This is a genomic window from Lentzea sp. NPDC058450 (genome assembly GCF_042721395.1).
GTDB lineage: Bacteria > Actinomycetota > Actinomycetes > Mycobacteriales > Pseudonocardiaceae > Lentzea.
The window spans coordinates 1-14,487 of the sequence record NZ_JBHXLO010000005.1; the positions used below are offsets into that span (position 1 = coordinate 1).

Below are 14,487 nucleotides of genomic sequence, written 5' to 3' on the forward strand. Positions count from 1 at the left end.
CACCCGGTCCCATTCCGAACCCGGTAGTTAAGCCCTTCTGCGCCGATGGTACTGCACTGGTTACGGTGTGGGAGAGTAGGTCGCCGCCGAACTTAATTTGCCCTGCGGGTTGAGCGCCACAAGCGCTCCCCGCAGGGCTTTTTTGCGTTCAGAACAACCTGTTCGCCAGATCCGCGACGGCCTGCCTGTCGCAGTCGCCCAGCAGGTCACGCAGGTTCGCCGCGGGCTTGCGATCCGAATAGGTGAATCCCAGTCGCGCGATCGTCGCACCCCACTCGACGTCGTCCCCGGCGGCCGCGGCCAGATCGTGCCAGCTTCCGCGCAGCCGGTGCAGATAGGCCGGCCAGCGCGTGGCGATCTCGGCGACGGCGACGAGGTCACCGGCCTCCGCGGGATCGATGGTGCCGAGCATGCGCAGGTAGAACTGCCAGACGTTCAGCAGCCGCTTCTCCTCGCGCACCGACTGCTCGGGCTGGGCCCGAAGACGGCGGCGCAGGTGTTCGCGCACCTCCGGGTGCCTCTCGATCGCGATGACGTCCTTGTTCAGCCTCTCCAGGGTGGCGATCTCGGCCAGGGAGAACAGGCCTGGCGAAGCGGGTTTCTCGACCGGCGCGGCCTCTTCCTCGCGATGAACAGGACCCAGTTGCGACAGGAGCACCTGGTCGACGTTGTCGGCGGTGGCACGGGGTACCCGGACCGGCAGCTGGACGAGCTTGCGCAGGAACGTCCAACCAGGACTCGGGTCGTCGGGATGGGTCACGATCTTGGCGTCGGAGAGCTCCCGATAGGCGTTGTCGACGTGGGCCGCCACGACCGTGGTGTCGAGTCCCAGCACGAACCTCGTCGCGGGGAAGTCGTCCGACAGGAAGACGTTGATCGCCTCGAACACCTGCGCGGTGGTGCGGGGAGTGCAGCGGTCGAGGTCGTCGATCAGCAGGATCAGCTCGTGGTCGTCGGCCGCCAGGTCCTTCAGCAACGCCTGGACGTCGTGCTGGACGAGGTAGAGGTAGCCGGCGCGCGCGTTGTAGTACGGGTCGCGGAGCAGCGGGTCCGTCGTGCTGGCCGCGAAGGCGTTGCTGACCACCGGCCCGGCGAACAGCTCCCCTGGCAAGAACGCCGAGGCCCGGGCGAACAGGTACCTCAACGCCGTGTGCAGCACACCGGCAGACGCCAGACCGGCGGTCACCCACCACGCCCAGCCGAACTTGAGGTTCGTCAGGGCGTTCAGGACGGACACCCCGAAGCCCAGCGCCGCGAGCGACAGCAGAGGCGAGAACGTGCGCCGCCACAACTGGCGCTGGAGGTGCCGACGGTCCACCCGGGCCGCGTTGCGGGTGAACCAGTACCGCTCACGGGCGTTCTGATGCGGCAGGATCGCCGACTCGACCGCCTCGGTCACCACCTTGGCGAGGCCTGCCCAGACCTGTTCGCTCGACTGGTGGCGCCACGGGTTGAACGACACGACGACGGGCCGGGGAATCAGCCGGTCCTTCGATGATCTCGCCTTGGCACGGGGCCGCCACAGCCGCCGGTCCGCGCCGAACACGGTGAGCCGGCGTTCTGCCGGGACGTCGAGCGGCGGTGGGGACAGCCTGTTCTGCACGAGTTCCAGCAACGTGCTCTTGCCCGAACCCCACGCGCCCTCCACGGTGATGACCGTCGGGGCCTCCGCGCGTCCGGGCTGGAGCATGTCCGCGAGAGCCGACACGAGCGCGCCTCGGTCGAGCAGGTCCTGCTGCGCGACCCGGTCGCTGAACCCGTAGGTCGACACCAGACCCGTCAGGGTGGACAACGGCAGCCGCGGGTTCCAGATGCTCAACGTCCCCGTGGGGCCACCCGCCACGATGCGCGGCTGACCGTCCGGCCACTGCAGGACGAGCAGCACCGAGACCCTGCACTCCGGGCTCTGGCTCACGAGGTCGCCCGTGCGCAGGTTCCAGAGCTTGATCGAACCGCCCCCGCTGCCGGACATCAGCAACGGCACACCTGCCGTCGGGAAGAGGCCCAACGTCGTCACCGCGGAGGCATGTCCGGTCAACCGGAGAACTCGGCTGGAAACCGATGTCATGACGATGTCCTTGCCCTCGGCCTGGACCAGGACGTCGGACGTGCCGAGGGACTGCTGCGCGAGGCGTGGACGCCCGAAGGGCATGTCGTCACCGTCGTAGGGCGCGCCGGTGGTCGCCGAGACGACGGCCGGAAGACCCTGTTCGAAGTACACGGTGATCAACGCGCGCTCCGGGTGTTCCTCGTCGTAGGCGAGGCCGGTGATGGGTCTGTCGAGCTCGATGGCGCGTTCCAGTTCCATCCGCTGCGGCTCGGCTGAAGTCACGTCTGCAAGGTCGACCAATGGAGGGGTTTCGTTTCCGGAAAGTTTCTTGTCCGGTCGGACTAGTGTGCAAAAGGCGCATGTGGGGTGAAGATGTGGACCATGGAACGCCGAGCCCGCACCTCAGGACTGCGCCGCAGCCGCACGGTCACCGCGCCGAGGCTCGGTGAGCTGTTCAACGGCTATCTGAATCCCGAACGGCCACACGCCGGCGCCTACGACGAGATGTTCTCCACGGACAACGGGGTGCGCAGTGCCTACCGCGCGCTGTACGAGTCGGTGGCTCCGTCGCAGGTCAACGACCTGAACGCGCGATCAGAAGCCCTCGGTCGGGCCTTTGTGGACCAGGGGATCACGTTCTCGCTCAGCGGCCAGGAGCGGCCGTTCCCGCTCGACCTGATTCCGCGGATCATCACCGCGAGCGAGTGGTCGAAGCTGGAGAAAGGCATCGTTCAGCGGGTGCGGGCGTTGGAGATGTTCCTCGCGGACATCTACGGCGACGCGCAGATCGTTCGGGACGGAGTGCTGCCTCGGCGTCTCATTACGTCGTGCGAGCACTTCCACCGGGAGGCGTCCGGCATCATCCCGCCCAACGGGGTGCGCATCCACGTGGCCGGTGTGGACCTGGTGCGGGACGAGCAGGGGACGTTCCGGGTTCTCGAAGACAATCTGCGGTGTCCGTCCGGCGTCTCGTACGTCATGGAGAACCGTCGGACCATGGCGCGGGTGTTCCCGGATTTGTTCGCACGGCACCGTGTGCGCGCTGTGGGCGATTACGCGGTGCATCTGCTGCGGGCGTTGAGGAACGCTGCCGCGCCTAACGCGGCGGATCCGAACGTCGTGGTGCTCACGCCTGGACTCGGCAACTCGGCCTACTTCGAGCACTCGTTGCTCGCGCGGCAGATGGGCGTCGAGCTGGTCGAGGGGCGTGACCTGTTCTGCCGCGACAACTTCGTCTACCTGAGGACGACCGAGGGCGAACGACAGGTCGACGTCATCTACCGGCGCATCGACGACGACTTCCTCGATCCGGTGCACTTCCGGCCCGACTCGGTGCTGGGCATCGCCGGGCTGTTGAACGCGGCCAGGGCCGGCAACGTCGTCGTCGCCAACGCGGTCGGGAACGGGGTGGCGGACGACAAGCTCGTCTACACCTACCTGCCCGAGATCGTGCAGTACTACCTCGGCGAGAAGATGTTGCTGCCCAACGTGGACACGTTCCGGTGCTGGCTGTCCGACGAGCGGGCGCACGTGTTCGACCGGCTCGACGAGCTCGTCGTGAAGCCCGTCGAGGGGTCCGGCGGGTACGGGATCGTGTTCGGGCCGGACGCGACGATGCGCGAGCTGAACTCGTTGCGCAAGCGGATCAAGAGCAACCCGCGCGGCTGGATCGCGCAGCCCGTCGTGCAGTTGAGCACGGTGCCGACGAAGGTGGGCGACAAGCTCGCGCCGCGGCACGTCGACCTGCGGCCGTTCGCGGTGAACGACGGCAACTTCATCTTCGTGCTGCCCGGCGGGCTGACGCGGGTCGCGTTGCCGGAGGGCAGTCTCGTCGTCAACTCGTCGCAGGGCGGCGGGTCGAAGGACACCTGGGTGCTGGCGGCGAAGTCGTCCACGCAGGAGCGCGAGCTCGCGGAACCGGGCCTCGCTGGTCCGTCCGAAATGGAGGCGGCGGCCGCGGAGCAGGGGCCGGAGCTCACCACTTCCCAGCAACAGCAACAACAGCAGCAGTAGGGAGGCGCGCGAAGTGCTGGCACGCAACGCTGAGTCGCTGTACTGGATCGGCCGTTACGTCGAACGCGCCGACGACACGGCACGCATCCTGGACGTGTCGGTCCACCAGTTGTTGGAGGACGCGACCGTCGATCCGGATGCCACGTCACGTCAGTTGCTGACGGTCCTGGGCATCACACCGCCCGATGGCGCGGACCAGTTCGACGTGTGGTCGTTGACGGAACTGGTGGCGTACAACAAGGACAACCCCAGCTCTATCGTGTCGTCGGTCAACAGCGCGCGCGAGAACACGCGTGGTGCTCGCGAGGTCGTGTCGACCGAAATGTGGGAGTGCCTCAACGCGATGTGGAACGCCGTCGCGGAACGGCAGACCTACGCGCGCACGATGGGTCCGCACGCGTTCTTCAGCTTCGTGGAGGAACGCGCCGCCATGTTCGCCGGGCTCGCGGACTCCACGATGTCCCGTGACGACGGCTGGCGGTATCTGGTTCTCGGACGGTCTGTCGAACGCGTCGACATGATCGTGCGGCTGCTTCTCGCTCGTGTGGGCGACAAGGCTTCTTCTCCTGGTTGGGTCACGGTGCTGCGTTCTGCCGGTGCGCACGACACGTACCTACGGACGTACCGCGGCGCGTTGGACGCGTCGAGAGTGGTGCAGTTCCTGTTGTTGGACAGGCTGTTCCCGCGTTCGGTCTTCCACGCCCTGAGGCAGGCCGAGTCGTGCTTGGAACAGTTGGAGAACCAACCGTCCGTGCGCGTCGGTGCGCGCGCGGAGGCGTTGCGGTTGCTGGGCAAGGCACGGAGCGACCTGGAGTTCCTGCGGCCGCACGACCTGCTGCCCGACCTGCCGAAACGTCTCGCCGCGTTGCAGAAGACCGTCCGTGACGTCGGTGAAGCCGTGTCGCAGCAGTACTTCCACTCGGCGCCGTGGGTCGCCTGGACGAACACCGAGGTGGGCTGACCATGAGCTGGCGAGTGCGTGTCGTGCACACGACGGGTTACGTCTACGAGGCACCGGTCGTGCAGTCGTACAACGAGGCACGGCTGACACCGCGCGGTGACCGCAAGCAGAACGTGGTCGTCTCACGCGTGGAGACGACGCCGGCCACCCGTGCGTATCGGTACACGGACTACTGGGGCACGGAGGTCACGTCGTTCGACCTCCATGCACCGCACAAGGAACTTCAGGTCGTGGCGTCGTCGGTGGTGGAGACGAGTGCGGAGATCGAACCGGTGACCACGGGCACGTGGGCGGATCTTCGCGAGGAAAACCTCCTGGACCGCTACACGGAGTTCCTGGAACCCACCCGCTACACGACCAGCAACCGCGAACTGCTGTCCATCGCGCGCGAGCTGAAGAAGGGCAAGACGCCGTCCGAGGCCGTGCTCGCCGCCTCGCAATGGGTGTGGGAGCAGCTCAAGTACCAGCCGGGCTCCACGGGCGTGCACAGCTCGGCCGTCGACGCGTGGCACGAACGCAAGGGCGTGTGCCAGGACTTCGCGCACCTGACGTTGGTGCTGCTGCGCGGCATGGGCATCCCGTCGCGCTACGTCTCCGGATACCTGCACACGAAGAAGGACGGCGCACTACGAGAGACGGTGCGCGGCGAGTCACACGCGTGGATCGAGGCGTGGACCGGCGGGTGGTGGGGGTACGACCCCACGAACGCGATGCCGGTCGGGCCGCGGCACGTGTGGGTGGCGCTCGGACGTGACTACGCGGACGTGGCACCGTTGAAGGGGATCTACTCGGGTGGGGCGGCGACGGCGCTGGAGGTGACGGTCGACATCACGCGCCTGGCGTGAGTTGTTTTCACCCGAATGAGCCTCTTCATTGGAGCTCCTGCAATCCCTAGCGTCGGTCGTATGAGCGTGATCACATCGACGGCGTGCAGCAGGGCTCTGGGTGACGAGCTGCGCCGGCTGCGGGATACCTGCACCGACCTGGGTGGCGTCCACATGGCGCAGCGGCTGGGGTGGCACCCGAGCAAGGTGACCAACATCGAGAAGGGCAAGGCACGCGCCAGCGAGATCGACCTGGTGCAGTTCCTGACGATGTGCGGCAAGGACATCGACTTCTTCGAGGACTTCCGGAGGCGGTACGCGACGGCGTTCGACGAGTACGTCCTGCAGGTGTCGGGGAACCTGCGGACGCTCGCCTTCGCCGAGGCCACGGCCAAGCTGATCACCAGTTACGACGCGCTCACCGTGCCGGGGCTGGTGCAGACACCGGAGTACGCCGAAGCGCTGTACCGGGTGGGCGGGTTCGTCGCGGAGGAGCGGATCCCGACAGCGGTCCAGCTCAGGATCGAACGGCAGGCGATTCTGGCGCGGCACACCCGGCCGACCTGCTTGTTCTACGTGCACGAGCTGGCGTTGCGGCAACGGGTCGGCGATGACCGGGTCATGGAGGACCAGTACGCCCGGCTGATGTTCAACACGGACATGGTCAGGATCGTGCCCGCGGACGTCGTGATCCCGTCTTCGGGGTGTGTCCTGTGGGAGTACGAGAAGTCGATGCCGGTGGCGTTCAGCGAGACGGACCTCGTGAACGTGTTCGTGCAGGATCCGGGTGCCATCGCCAGGACCAGGCTCCTCTTCGATCACCTGGAGGAGGTCGCACTGGATGCGGGACAATCGCGGAGCAAGCTGGCGGAGTACGTCAGCCCACCGCGAGAGGATTTCGATGGCCGAGGACCGCGTCTGGCGTAAGAGCAGTTACAGCGGTGCGACCGAGGACGGGAACTGCGTCGAGGTGTCGTTCGCACTCGACGTCCTGGTGCGGGACTCCAAGAACACCGACGCGGGCACGCTGACGTTCAGCGCACCCGCGTGGCGTGCGTTCGTTCAGCGCCAGCCGTGACGGTCGCGTAGGGCGTCCACGACCTGGCCGAAGGCGGCGGGGGCGAGCACGGCGCCCTCACGCCTGATGTCGTCGTCCGAGTCGAGCGCGAAGACCCGGTCGAGGCGCAGGTAGGAGGGGCGGCCCTCGCGGTCCCAGGCGCCCGCGCCCAGCTCCAGGTAGTCGTCGCGCGGCTCCTTCGAGGAGAGCATCAACGCGACCAGTTCGCGGCCCATGTGGCCCACGACCAGCAGCGGGCGGTCCTTGCCGCGGTTGGCGTCCTCCTCGTAGGGCACCCAGGCCCAGACGACCTCGCCGGGGTCCGCGTCGCCGTCCATCGAGGGCTCGTAGGCGAGCTTGGCGGCGTCCGCGGCGTCGAAGATCTCACGCACCGCGCCCTTGTCCGGGCGGGGGTCCTCACCGTTCATCTGCACGGACGCACCCTAGTGGTGCAGAGCACGTGACCCTCTATGGGACCATAAGGGGACACCCGTCCGATTTTCTGTTGAGGACTGCCTTGACCACGTTCGCCGACACGACCTTCACGCCGCCGGAGCTCATCCGGAACTTCTGCATCATCGCGCACATCGACCACGGCAAGTCGACGCTGGCCGACCGCATGCTGCAGCTCACGGGCGTGGTCGAAGCGCGGGCGATGCGCGCTCAGTACCTCGACCGGATGGACATCGAGCGTGAGCGCGGCATCACCATCAAGGCGCAGAACGTGCGCCTGCCGTGGCAGCTCGAGGGGCAGGACCACGTCCTGCACATGATCGACACGCCTGGCCACGTCGACTTCACCTACGAGGTGTCCCGCGCGCTGGAGGCCTGCGAGGGCGCCGTGCTGCTGGTGGACGCCGCGCAGGGCATCGAGGCGCAGACGCTCGCGAACCTGTACCTGGCGATGGAGAACGACCTCACCATCATCCCGGTGCTGAACAAGATCGACCTGCCCGCGGCGGACCCGGACAAGTACGCCAAGGAGATCTCGCACATCGTCGGCTGCGAGCCGGAGGAAGTGCTGCGCGTCTCCGCGAAGACCGGTCTCGGCGTCGAGGCGCTGCTGGACGAGGTCGTGCGGAAGGTCCCGGCGCCGGTCGGCGAGTCGGACTCCCCGGCCCGCGCGATGATCTTCGACTCGGTCTACGACACCTACCGCGGCGTCGTCACCTACATCCGCGTCGTGGACGGCAAGATCACGCCGCGCGAGCGCATCAAGATGATGTCGACGGGCGCGACCCACGAGATCCTCGAGGTCGGCATCGTCTCCCCGGAGCCGAAGCCGTCGCAGGGCCTCGGCGTCGGCGAGGTGGGCTACCTGATCACCGGCGTGAAGGACGTGCGCCAGTCCAAGGTCGGCGACACCGTCACGTCCGAGCGCAAGGGCGCCACGGAGCCGCTGGCCGGCTACCGCGAGCCGCGCCCGATGGTCTACTCGGGCCTCTACCCGGTCGACGGCTCGGACTACCCGGAGCTGCGCGAGGCGTTGGACAAGCTCCAGCTCAACGACGCCGCCCTGACCTACGAGCCGGAGACGTCGGCCGCGCTGGGCTTCGGGTTCCGCTGCGGCTTCCTCGGCCTGCTGCACCTGGAGATCACCCGCGACCGCCTGGAGCGCGAGTACGGTCTCGACCTCATCTCCACGGCCCCGAACGTCGTGTACCGCGTCGTGATGGAGGACGGCACCGAGCACGTCGTGACGAACCCGTCCGACTGGCCGGAGGGCAAGCGCGCCGAGGTCTACGAGCCCATCACCAAGTGCACGATCATCGCGCCGTCCGACTACATCGGCGCGATCATGGAGCTCTGCCAGGGCAAGCGCGGCCAGCTCGGCGGCATGGACTACCTGTCCGAGGACCGCGTCGAGCTGCGCTACACGATGCCTTTGGGTGAGATCATCTTCGACTTCTTCGACTCGCTGAAGTCGCGCACCCGCGGTTACGCGTCGCTCGACTACGAAGAGTCCGGCGAGCAGGACGCGGAGCTCGTCAAGGTCGACATCCTGCTGCAGGGCGAGACGGTCGACGCGTTCAGCGCGATCGTGCACAAGGACTACGCCTACGCGTACGGCACGCGCATGGCGACCCGTCTGCGTGAGCTCATCCCGAGGCAGCAGTTCGAGGTGCCGATCCAGGCCGCGATCGGTGCCCGCGTGATCGCCCGCGAGACGATCCGCGCCATCCGCAAGGACGTGCTGGCCAAGTGCTACGGCGGTGACATCACCCGCAAGCGCAAGCTGCTCGAGAAGCAGAAGGAAGGCAAGAAGCGCATGAAGATGGTCGGCCGGGTCGAGGTGCCGCAGGAGGCCTTCGTCGCCGCGCTGTCCACGGACGAGCCGAAGGGCAAGAAGTAGGTTTTCAGCTGTTCGAGCGACTGTTGGAGTCCAAAAGAGACTCCTACAGTCGTGGAACATGACGACCGCTCTGAGCCATGAGAACGATGTCCGCCGCTTCCGCAAGTGGGACGCCAACAACGACGGCGTGATCGACCGCAGTGACTACGAAGCGGAAGCGCGGCGCATCGTGGAGGCGTTCGGCGAACGCCTGGAGAGCGGCCGCGGCCGTGCGGTGATGGAGGCGTTGATCGTCCTCCACAGCCGTCAGGCGGAGGCGGCGGGCGTCGGTCCCGCCGGCGTGATGAACCAGGAGCAGTACCTCGCGGCGAACCAGCGGCTGATGTTCGGTCGCGGCGACCAGGGGTTCGACGACCTGCTGCGGCCCGCCATCGCGGCGATCGCCGATCTGTGCGACACCGACCGCGACGGGCTGGTGAGCAAGCTGGAGCTGCGGCAGTGGCTCGGCAACGCGGTGGGGCTGAGCGTTGACGACTCCGATGCGGCGTTCGACCGCATCGACCTGGACGGCGACGGCAGCCTGACGGTGGACGAGCTCGTCATCGCGGTTCGCGAGTTCCACTACGGACGGCTGGACATCCCGCTACTGGGCTGAGATGAGTGCGACGACTCGTTCTTCGTCGCGTTCGTAAGGCACGCCGATGTACTTCAGGGCGATCGCGTCGATGATCTCCCAGCCCGCGTCGCCGGTGACCCACTCCACGACCCGCCCGCGCAGGGTGATCGGCTGGAACGGGTTGTCCGGCGGCGTCAGGGAGATCGCCACGCGGGGGTCGCGGCGCAGGTTGCGGGCCTTCTGCGAGCCCGGTCCCGTGAGGATCGCGATGTGGTCGCCGTGCGTGCCGATCCACAACGGCACGGAGTGCGGGGCGCCATCGGGCAACACGGTGGCCAGGTGGGCGATCGGGGTGCCGTCGAGCACCGCGCGGAGGTCGGCGTTCATCGCTGCACCTCGTAACGGAGGTGCGTCACGCCCGGCGCCTGCACGGCTTCGATCAGGTTCAGGCGCACGTGGTCCGGCAGGTCCTGGAAGAACGGGCGGCCGCCGCCCAGCAGGACGGGCACCTGGTGCAGCACGATCTCGTCGACCAGGCCGGCGCGCAACGCCGACGTCAGCACGCCGCCGCCCATGAGGCCCACGTCGCGGCCGTCGGCCAGGTCGCGGGCCGCGGCGATGGCGGACTCGATGGTGGTGGCCGGGGTCTGGCGGTCGGTGAGCGTCGGGATCGGGGAGTGGCTCAGCACCACGGCTTGGGCGTTCGGGACCGGGCTGCCGCCGCCGAAGCGTTCGGAGTCCTCGTACGTCTTGCGGCCCGCGACGATCGCGCCGATGCGGGCGGCGAGCGAGTCGAAGAGCGGGGCGCTGGCCTCGCTCAGCTTGAAGCCGTCGAAGACCGTGCTCGGGACGGTGCCGTCGAAGTACCAGTCGAAGAGCATCCCGCCGTCGCCGAGGCCGTGACCTGTGCGGGAGTCGCGTCCCGTGATGTAGCCGTCGACCGACACCGCGTGTGCGCCTATCACCTTGCTCATGCCCGCTCCTCTGGGTTCCTTTAAGAGACTCCAAGACCGTAGCGGTCTCAGTTCCTTTAGGGAACCCCGAAGCGCTAGGATCGAGTCATGCAGCGGACCAGCTTCAGTGGGATGGCGTGTTCGATCGCGCGCACGCTCGACGTCGTGGGGGAGCCCTGGACGCCGTTGATCCTGCGGGACGTGTGGGTCGGGATGAGCCGGTTCGAGCAGCTCCAAGCTGATCTGGGGATCTCCCGCAAGGTGCTGACCGAACGGCTGAACCACCTGGTGGGGCAAGGAGTTCTGGAACGCAGGCCGTACGACCAGCGACCGCGCTACGAGTACGTGCTGACGGTCAAGGGCGCCGAGTTGATCGACCTGCTCATGGTCATGAAGGGCTGGGGTGACCGCCACCTCGCCGGTGAGGCCGGGCCGCCGATCCTCTACCGACACCGCGCGTGCGGGGAGATCGCGGACGTCGCGCTGCACTGCGACCACTGCGGTGAGCCGATGCGGGCGGGCGACGTCGACCTGCTGCCGGGCCCGGGTGTTGCTGGATCGGCAACGTAGTTTGCCGTAATGGCACGAACGGGAGCATCTTCGGAACCATGACGACCGCACAGGAGTTCTGGGAGACCTTCTACTCGGAGCGGGACCAGGTCTGGTCCGGCAACCCGAATCCGTTGCTGGTGCGCGAGGCGGAGAACCTCACGCCCGGCAGCGCGCTCGACCTCGGGTGCGCCGAGGGCGGTGACGCCGTCTGGCTCGCGAAGCGCGGGTGGCGGGTGCTCGGCGTCGACGTGTCGCAGGTCGCGCTGGACCGGGCGATCGGGCACGCCTACGACGCCGGCGTCGAGATCTCGGTGGAGCAGCACGACCTCAAGGCCACGTTCCCCGACGGCCTGTACGACCTGGTGAGTGCTCAGTTCCTGCACTCGCCGGTCGAGGAGGACGGCGAGCGCAACAGCATCCTCAAGCGCGCGTCGGATGCCGTCGCGCCGGGCGGGCACCTGATCATCGGCGGGCACGCGGGTGCGCCGTCGTGGTCGCCGCACCAGGACTACTACTTCCCGACCACCAAGGACGTCCTCGACCATCTGAAGCTCAAGGACAACTGGATCATCGTCACCGACGAGGTGGTGGAACGGCCGCTGGTCGGGCCGGAGGGGCAGCAGGAGATGCGCAAGGACAACGTCCTGACCCTCAAGAGGCTGTTCTAGAAACGCGAAGGCCACCCTCGGCATCGTTGCCGGGGTGGCCCAAGGATTTGTTCGTCAGGCGGAACGCAGGAGGCGGTCCATGGCCTGGCGGTTGATGATCGAACGGAGCTCGCCGGTCTCCTCCGCGGAGTGCCGCGAGAGGATGGCGTCCAGTTCGAGTCGGTCGCTCTCCGTGGTGTAGCTGGCCAACTGCCGCTCCAGGCTCTGCCGCTTCACCCGAGCCGCGCGGCGCGTGGCAAGGGTCGAACGCAGGGACTTGACGGACAGGTCGTGGCGGGTCATCGGATCCTTCCAATCTTGGTTACGATCCGATAATACACCCTGTTCAGCACGCCTGTACCGTTTCAGAGCGCGAGCTAGCTCACGTGCTCCGCGAGCAACCCCAGCGCCCGTGCGTACTTGGCCTTCAGGCGTTCCTGCGTGGGCTCGTCCAGCCGGGCCATCCGGGCGGGGGAGAGGTTGTCGCCGATGTCCGCGCGTTTCACGGAGAGTGCCAACGGGTTCGCCGCCACGCGCCGCAGGTAGTCCTCCTGCGGCTCCTCCGGCAGGTGCGACAACGCGACCACGGCGTCGACGACGACAGCGGGACAGCCGCGCGAAGCAAGATCAGCGGCCGTCACCCACGTGTCCTCGATGACGTCGTGCAGCACGGCGGTCATCTGCTCGTGCTCGCCGGTCACCGATGCCATGACCCGCAACGGGTGCCCGATGTACGGCCGGCCCGACTTGTCGACCTGCCCGTCGTGCGCGGAAGTGGCCAGTGCGATGGCGTCTTCGAGGGTGAACACGCGCATCAAGCTAAACCAGGTCTTGACCAAGCGCAGTGGTCTAGTCCATTTTTAGTCCACTCACAAAACATGGCCGCCGCATGAGTTGTGTGGAGGTGGACCATGTCCAAGGCCAGACGAGCAGCCATCGCGCTGCTGTCCGCGCTGTTAGCGTGCGCCGGTCTGGTGTTGGTGATCAACGGCAACGCCGCCGCCGCGAACCTCGCGGCCAACAGCGGCTTCGAGGCCGGCAACCTGAGTGGTTGGACCTGCACCGAGGGCACGAGCGTCAGCAACAGCACCAAGCGCACCGGCCAGTACGCGCTCCAGGGCGCGCCGGTCGGCCAGAGCAACGCGCGGTGCCAGCAAACCGTTTCGGTGCAACCGAACACGGCCTACAAGCTGACCGCGTGGGTCCAGGGCAGCTACGTCTACCTCGGCGTCACCGGTGGCGTGGAGAAGAACACCTGGACCCCCGGTTCGAGTGGCTTCTCCCAGCTGACCGTCGACTTCACCACCGGCAGCGCCACCAGCGTCACGATCTACCTGCACGGCTGGTACGGCCAGCCCGCCTACTACGCCGACGACGTCAACCTCGACGGTCCCGGCACGCCGCCGACGACCACGAGCACGACGACGTCGACCACCACCACTACGACGACCACGACCACCACCACGACGGGCAACCCGCCGAACACCGGTCTGCCGAAGCACGTCCTCACGGGCTACTGGCAGAACTTCTACAACGGTGCGCGCGCTCTGAAGCTCGCCGACGTCCCCACCACCTACGACATCATCGCGATCTCGTTCGCCGACGCCACGGCGGTGCAGGGCCAGGTCGCGTTCAACCTCGACGCCGGCCTGAGCAGCCAGCTCGGCGGCTACACCGACGCGCAGTTCCGCGCCGACGTCCGGACGGTCCAGAACCGCGGCCAGAAGGTGATCATCTCCGTCGGCGGTGAGAAGGGCACGATCAGCGTCGGCAACTCCACGGCCGCCACGAACTTCGCCAACAGCGTCAAGGGCCTCATCTCGTCCTACGGCTTCAACGGCGTCGACATCGACCTGGAGAACGGCGTCAACGCCCAGTACATGGGCCAGGCGCTGCGCGACATCTACAACGGCGGCGGCAAGGTCATCACGATGGCGCCGCAGACGATCGACATGCAGAACGTCAACGCCGAGTACTTCAAGCTGGCGCTGGCCACCAAGGACATCCTGACGATCGTCAACATGCAGTACTACAACTCCGGCACGATGCTCGGCTGCGACCAGCAGGTCTACGCCCAGGGCACGGTCAACTTCCTGACCGCGCTCGCGTGCATCCAGCTCCAGAGCGGTCTCCGGGCCGACCAGGTGGGCCTCGGCCTGCCCGCGTCGCCGTCCGGCGCCGGTGGCGGTTACCAGTCGCCGTCCAACGTCAACAACGCGCTCAGCTGCCTCGCCCGCGGCACCAACTGCGGGACGTTCAAGCCGAGCACGACCTGGCCGTCGATCCGCGGCGCCATGACGTGGTCGATCAACTGGGACGCCTCGAACAACTGGCAGTTCGCCAACACGGTCGCCCCTCATCTGGACTCCCTGCCCTAGATGATGGAACCGGTCGGGGGGGGCGCGCCCCCGGGGGGGGGGGCCCCCGCCGCCGGGGGCCCCGCCGGTGGGGTAAAATAAAAAAACCAGACACAACGCAAGAGACCCCCCCACCAAAAAAAAGTGGAAGAAATAGTAGCCCA

The 14,487-nt window shown here is 67.3% G+C and carries 16 protein-coding genes and 1 rRNA gene; 11 read left to right on the forward strand and 6 right to left on the reverse strand.

Annotated elements, in window-relative coordinates; genetic code table 11:
• Positions 1 to 92: ribosomal RNA gene (rrf, locus tag ACFWNN_RS09795) — 5S ribosomal RNA — on the forward strand; the annotation flags it as partial.
• Positions 93 to 148: 56 nt separating this feature from the next.
• On the opposite strand, the gene ACFWNN_RS09800 is transcribed toward rrf, so the two are convergent.
• On the reverse strand, positions 149 to 2,332 hold the full coding sequence (locus ACFWNN_RS09800) for a P-loop NTPase fold protein (protein WP_382439495.1): 2,184 nt from the start codon (positions 2,330 to 2,332) through the stop codon (positions 149 to 151).
• A gap of 99 nt (positions 2,333 to 2,431) precedes the next feature.
• Between ACFWNN_RS09800 and ACFWNN_RS09805 the strand changes: the two genes are divergently transcribed.
• From ACFWNN_RS09805 to ACFWNN_RS09825, 5 genes are read left to right on the forward strand one after another with little or no spacing between them, the layout of a single operon-like run.
• Complete coding sequence (locus ACFWNN_RS09805) at positions 2,432 to 4,063, forward strand: circularly permuted type 2 ATP-grasp protein (protein WP_382439496.1); 1,632 nt, start codon at positions 2,432 to 2,434, stop codon at positions 4,061 to 4,063.
• 13 nt (positions 4,064 to 4,076) lie between these two features.
• Positions 4,077 to 5,024, forward strand: coding sequence for an alpha-E domain-containing protein (locus ACFWNN_RS09810; RefSeq protein WP_382439497.1), 948 nt, complete (start codon positions 4,077 to 4,079; stop codon positions 5,022 to 5,024).
• 2 nt (positions 5,025 to 5,026) lie between these two features.
• On the forward strand, positions 5,027 to 5,869 hold the full coding sequence (locus ACFWNN_RS09815; RefSeq protein WP_382439498.1) for a transglutaminase domain-containing protein: 843 nt from the start codon (positions 5,027 to 5,029) through the stop codon (positions 5,867 to 5,869).
• A 60-nt stretch (positions 5,870 to 5,929) separates the two neighbouring features.
• Positions 5,930 to 6,775, forward strand: coding sequence for a helix-turn-helix domain-containing protein (locus ACFWNN_RS09820; RefSeq protein WP_382439499.1), 846 nt, complete (start codon positions 5,930 to 5,932; stop codon positions 6,773 to 6,775).
• Complete coding sequence (locus tag ACFWNN_RS09825; protein ID WP_382439500.1) at positions 6,750 to 6,926, forward strand: DUF397 domain-containing protein; 177 nt, start codon at positions 6,750 to 6,752, stop codon at positions 6,924 to 6,926. The genes ACFWNN_RS09820 and ACFWNN_RS09825 overlap by 26 nt, the downstream gene beginning before the upstream one ends.
• On the opposite strand, the gene ACFWNN_RS09830 is transcribed toward ACFWNN_RS09825, so the two are convergent.
• Entirely contained in the window at positions 6,911 to 7,333 is a 423-nt protein-coding gene (locus ACFWNN_RS09830; protein ID WP_382439812.1) for a type II toxin-antitoxin system PemK/MazF family toxin, read from the reverse strand. The two genes, ACFWNN_RS09825 and ACFWNN_RS09830, sit on opposite strands and share 16 nt — an antisense overlap.
• Before the next feature lie 89 nt (positions 7,334 to 7,422).
• On the opposite strand from ACFWNN_RS09830, the gene lepA reads away from it, so the two are divergent.
• Entirely contained in the window at positions 7,423 to 9,258 is a 1,836-nt protein-coding gene (gene lepA / locus ACFWNN_RS09835; protein WP_382439813.1) for a translation elongation factor 4, read from the forward strand.
• A 58-nt stretch (positions 9,259 to 9,316) separates the two neighbouring features.
• On the forward strand, positions 9,317 to 9,853 hold the full coding sequence (locus ACFWNN_RS09840; RefSeq protein WP_382439501.1) for an EF-hand domain-containing protein: 537 nt from the start codon (positions 9,317 to 9,319) through the stop codon (positions 9,851 to 9,853).
• Here ACFWNN_RS09840 and ACFWNN_RS09845 read toward each other — a convergent pair.
• Both ACFWNN_RS09845 and ACFWNN_RS09850 read right to left on the reverse strand, forming a co-directional pair.
• The gene (locus tag ACFWNN_RS09845; protein ID WP_382439502.1) at positions 9,842 to 10,201 is read right to left on the reverse strand and encodes a PPOX class F420-dependent oxidoreductase; all 360 of its coding nucleotides are present in this window, start codon (positions 10,199 to 10,201) and stop codon (positions 9,842 to 9,844) included. The two genes, ACFWNN_RS09840 and ACFWNN_RS09845, sit on opposite strands and share 12 nt — an antisense overlap.
• Entirely contained in the window at positions 10,198 to 10,788 is a 591-nt protein-coding gene (locus ACFWNN_RS09850; RefSeq protein ID WP_382439503.1) for a dihydrofolate reductase family protein, read from the reverse strand. The genes ACFWNN_RS09845 and ACFWNN_RS09850 overlap by 4 nt, the downstream gene beginning before the upstream one ends.
• An 87-nt stretch (positions 10,789 to 10,875) precedes the next feature.
• Between ACFWNN_RS09850 and ACFWNN_RS09855 the strand changes: the two genes are divergently transcribed.
• Together ACFWNN_RS09855 and ACFWNN_RS09860 are read left to right on the forward strand one after the other, a co-directional pair.
• Positions 10,876 to 11,337 (forward strand): winged helix-turn-helix transcriptional regulator, encoded by a 462-nt coding sequence (locus ACFWNN_RS09855; protein WP_382439504.1) that lies wholly within the window; start codon positions 10,876 to 10,878, stop codon positions 11,335 to 11,337.
• Between the two features lie 38 nt (positions 11,338 to 11,375).
• A complete protein-coding gene (locus ACFWNN_RS09860; RefSeq protein ID WP_382439505.1) occupies positions 11,376 to 11,987 on the forward strand; it encodes a class I SAM-dependent methyltransferase in 612 nt (203 codons plus the stop codon).
• A gap of 54 nt (positions 11,988 to 12,041) precedes the next feature.
• Here ACFWNN_RS09860 and ACFWNN_RS09865 read toward each other — a convergent pair whose 3' ends face one another.
• Together ACFWNN_RS09865 and ACFWNN_RS09870 are read right to left on the reverse strand one after the other, a co-directional pair.
• Entirely contained in the window at positions 12,042 to 12,269 is a 228-nt protein-coding gene (locus ACFWNN_RS09865) for a hypothetical protein (RefSeq protein WP_382439506.1), read from the reverse strand.
• Between the two features lie 74 nt (positions 12,270 to 12,343).
• Complete coding sequence (locus ACFWNN_RS09870; RefSeq protein WP_382439507.1) at positions 12,344 to 12,775, reverse strand: phosphohydrolase; 432 nt, start codon at positions 12,773 to 12,775, stop codon at positions 12,344 to 12,346.
• 102 nt (positions 12,776 to 12,877) lie between these two features.
• On the opposite strand from ACFWNN_RS09870, the gene ACFWNN_RS09875 reads away from it, so the two are divergent.
• Positions 12,878 to 14,344, forward strand: a complete 1,467-nt coding sequence (locus tag ACFWNN_RS09875) for a chitinase (protein WP_382439508.1) — start codon at positions 12,878 to 12,880, stop codon at positions 14,342 to 14,344.
• Positions 14,345 to 14,487: the final 143 nt, after the last annotated feature.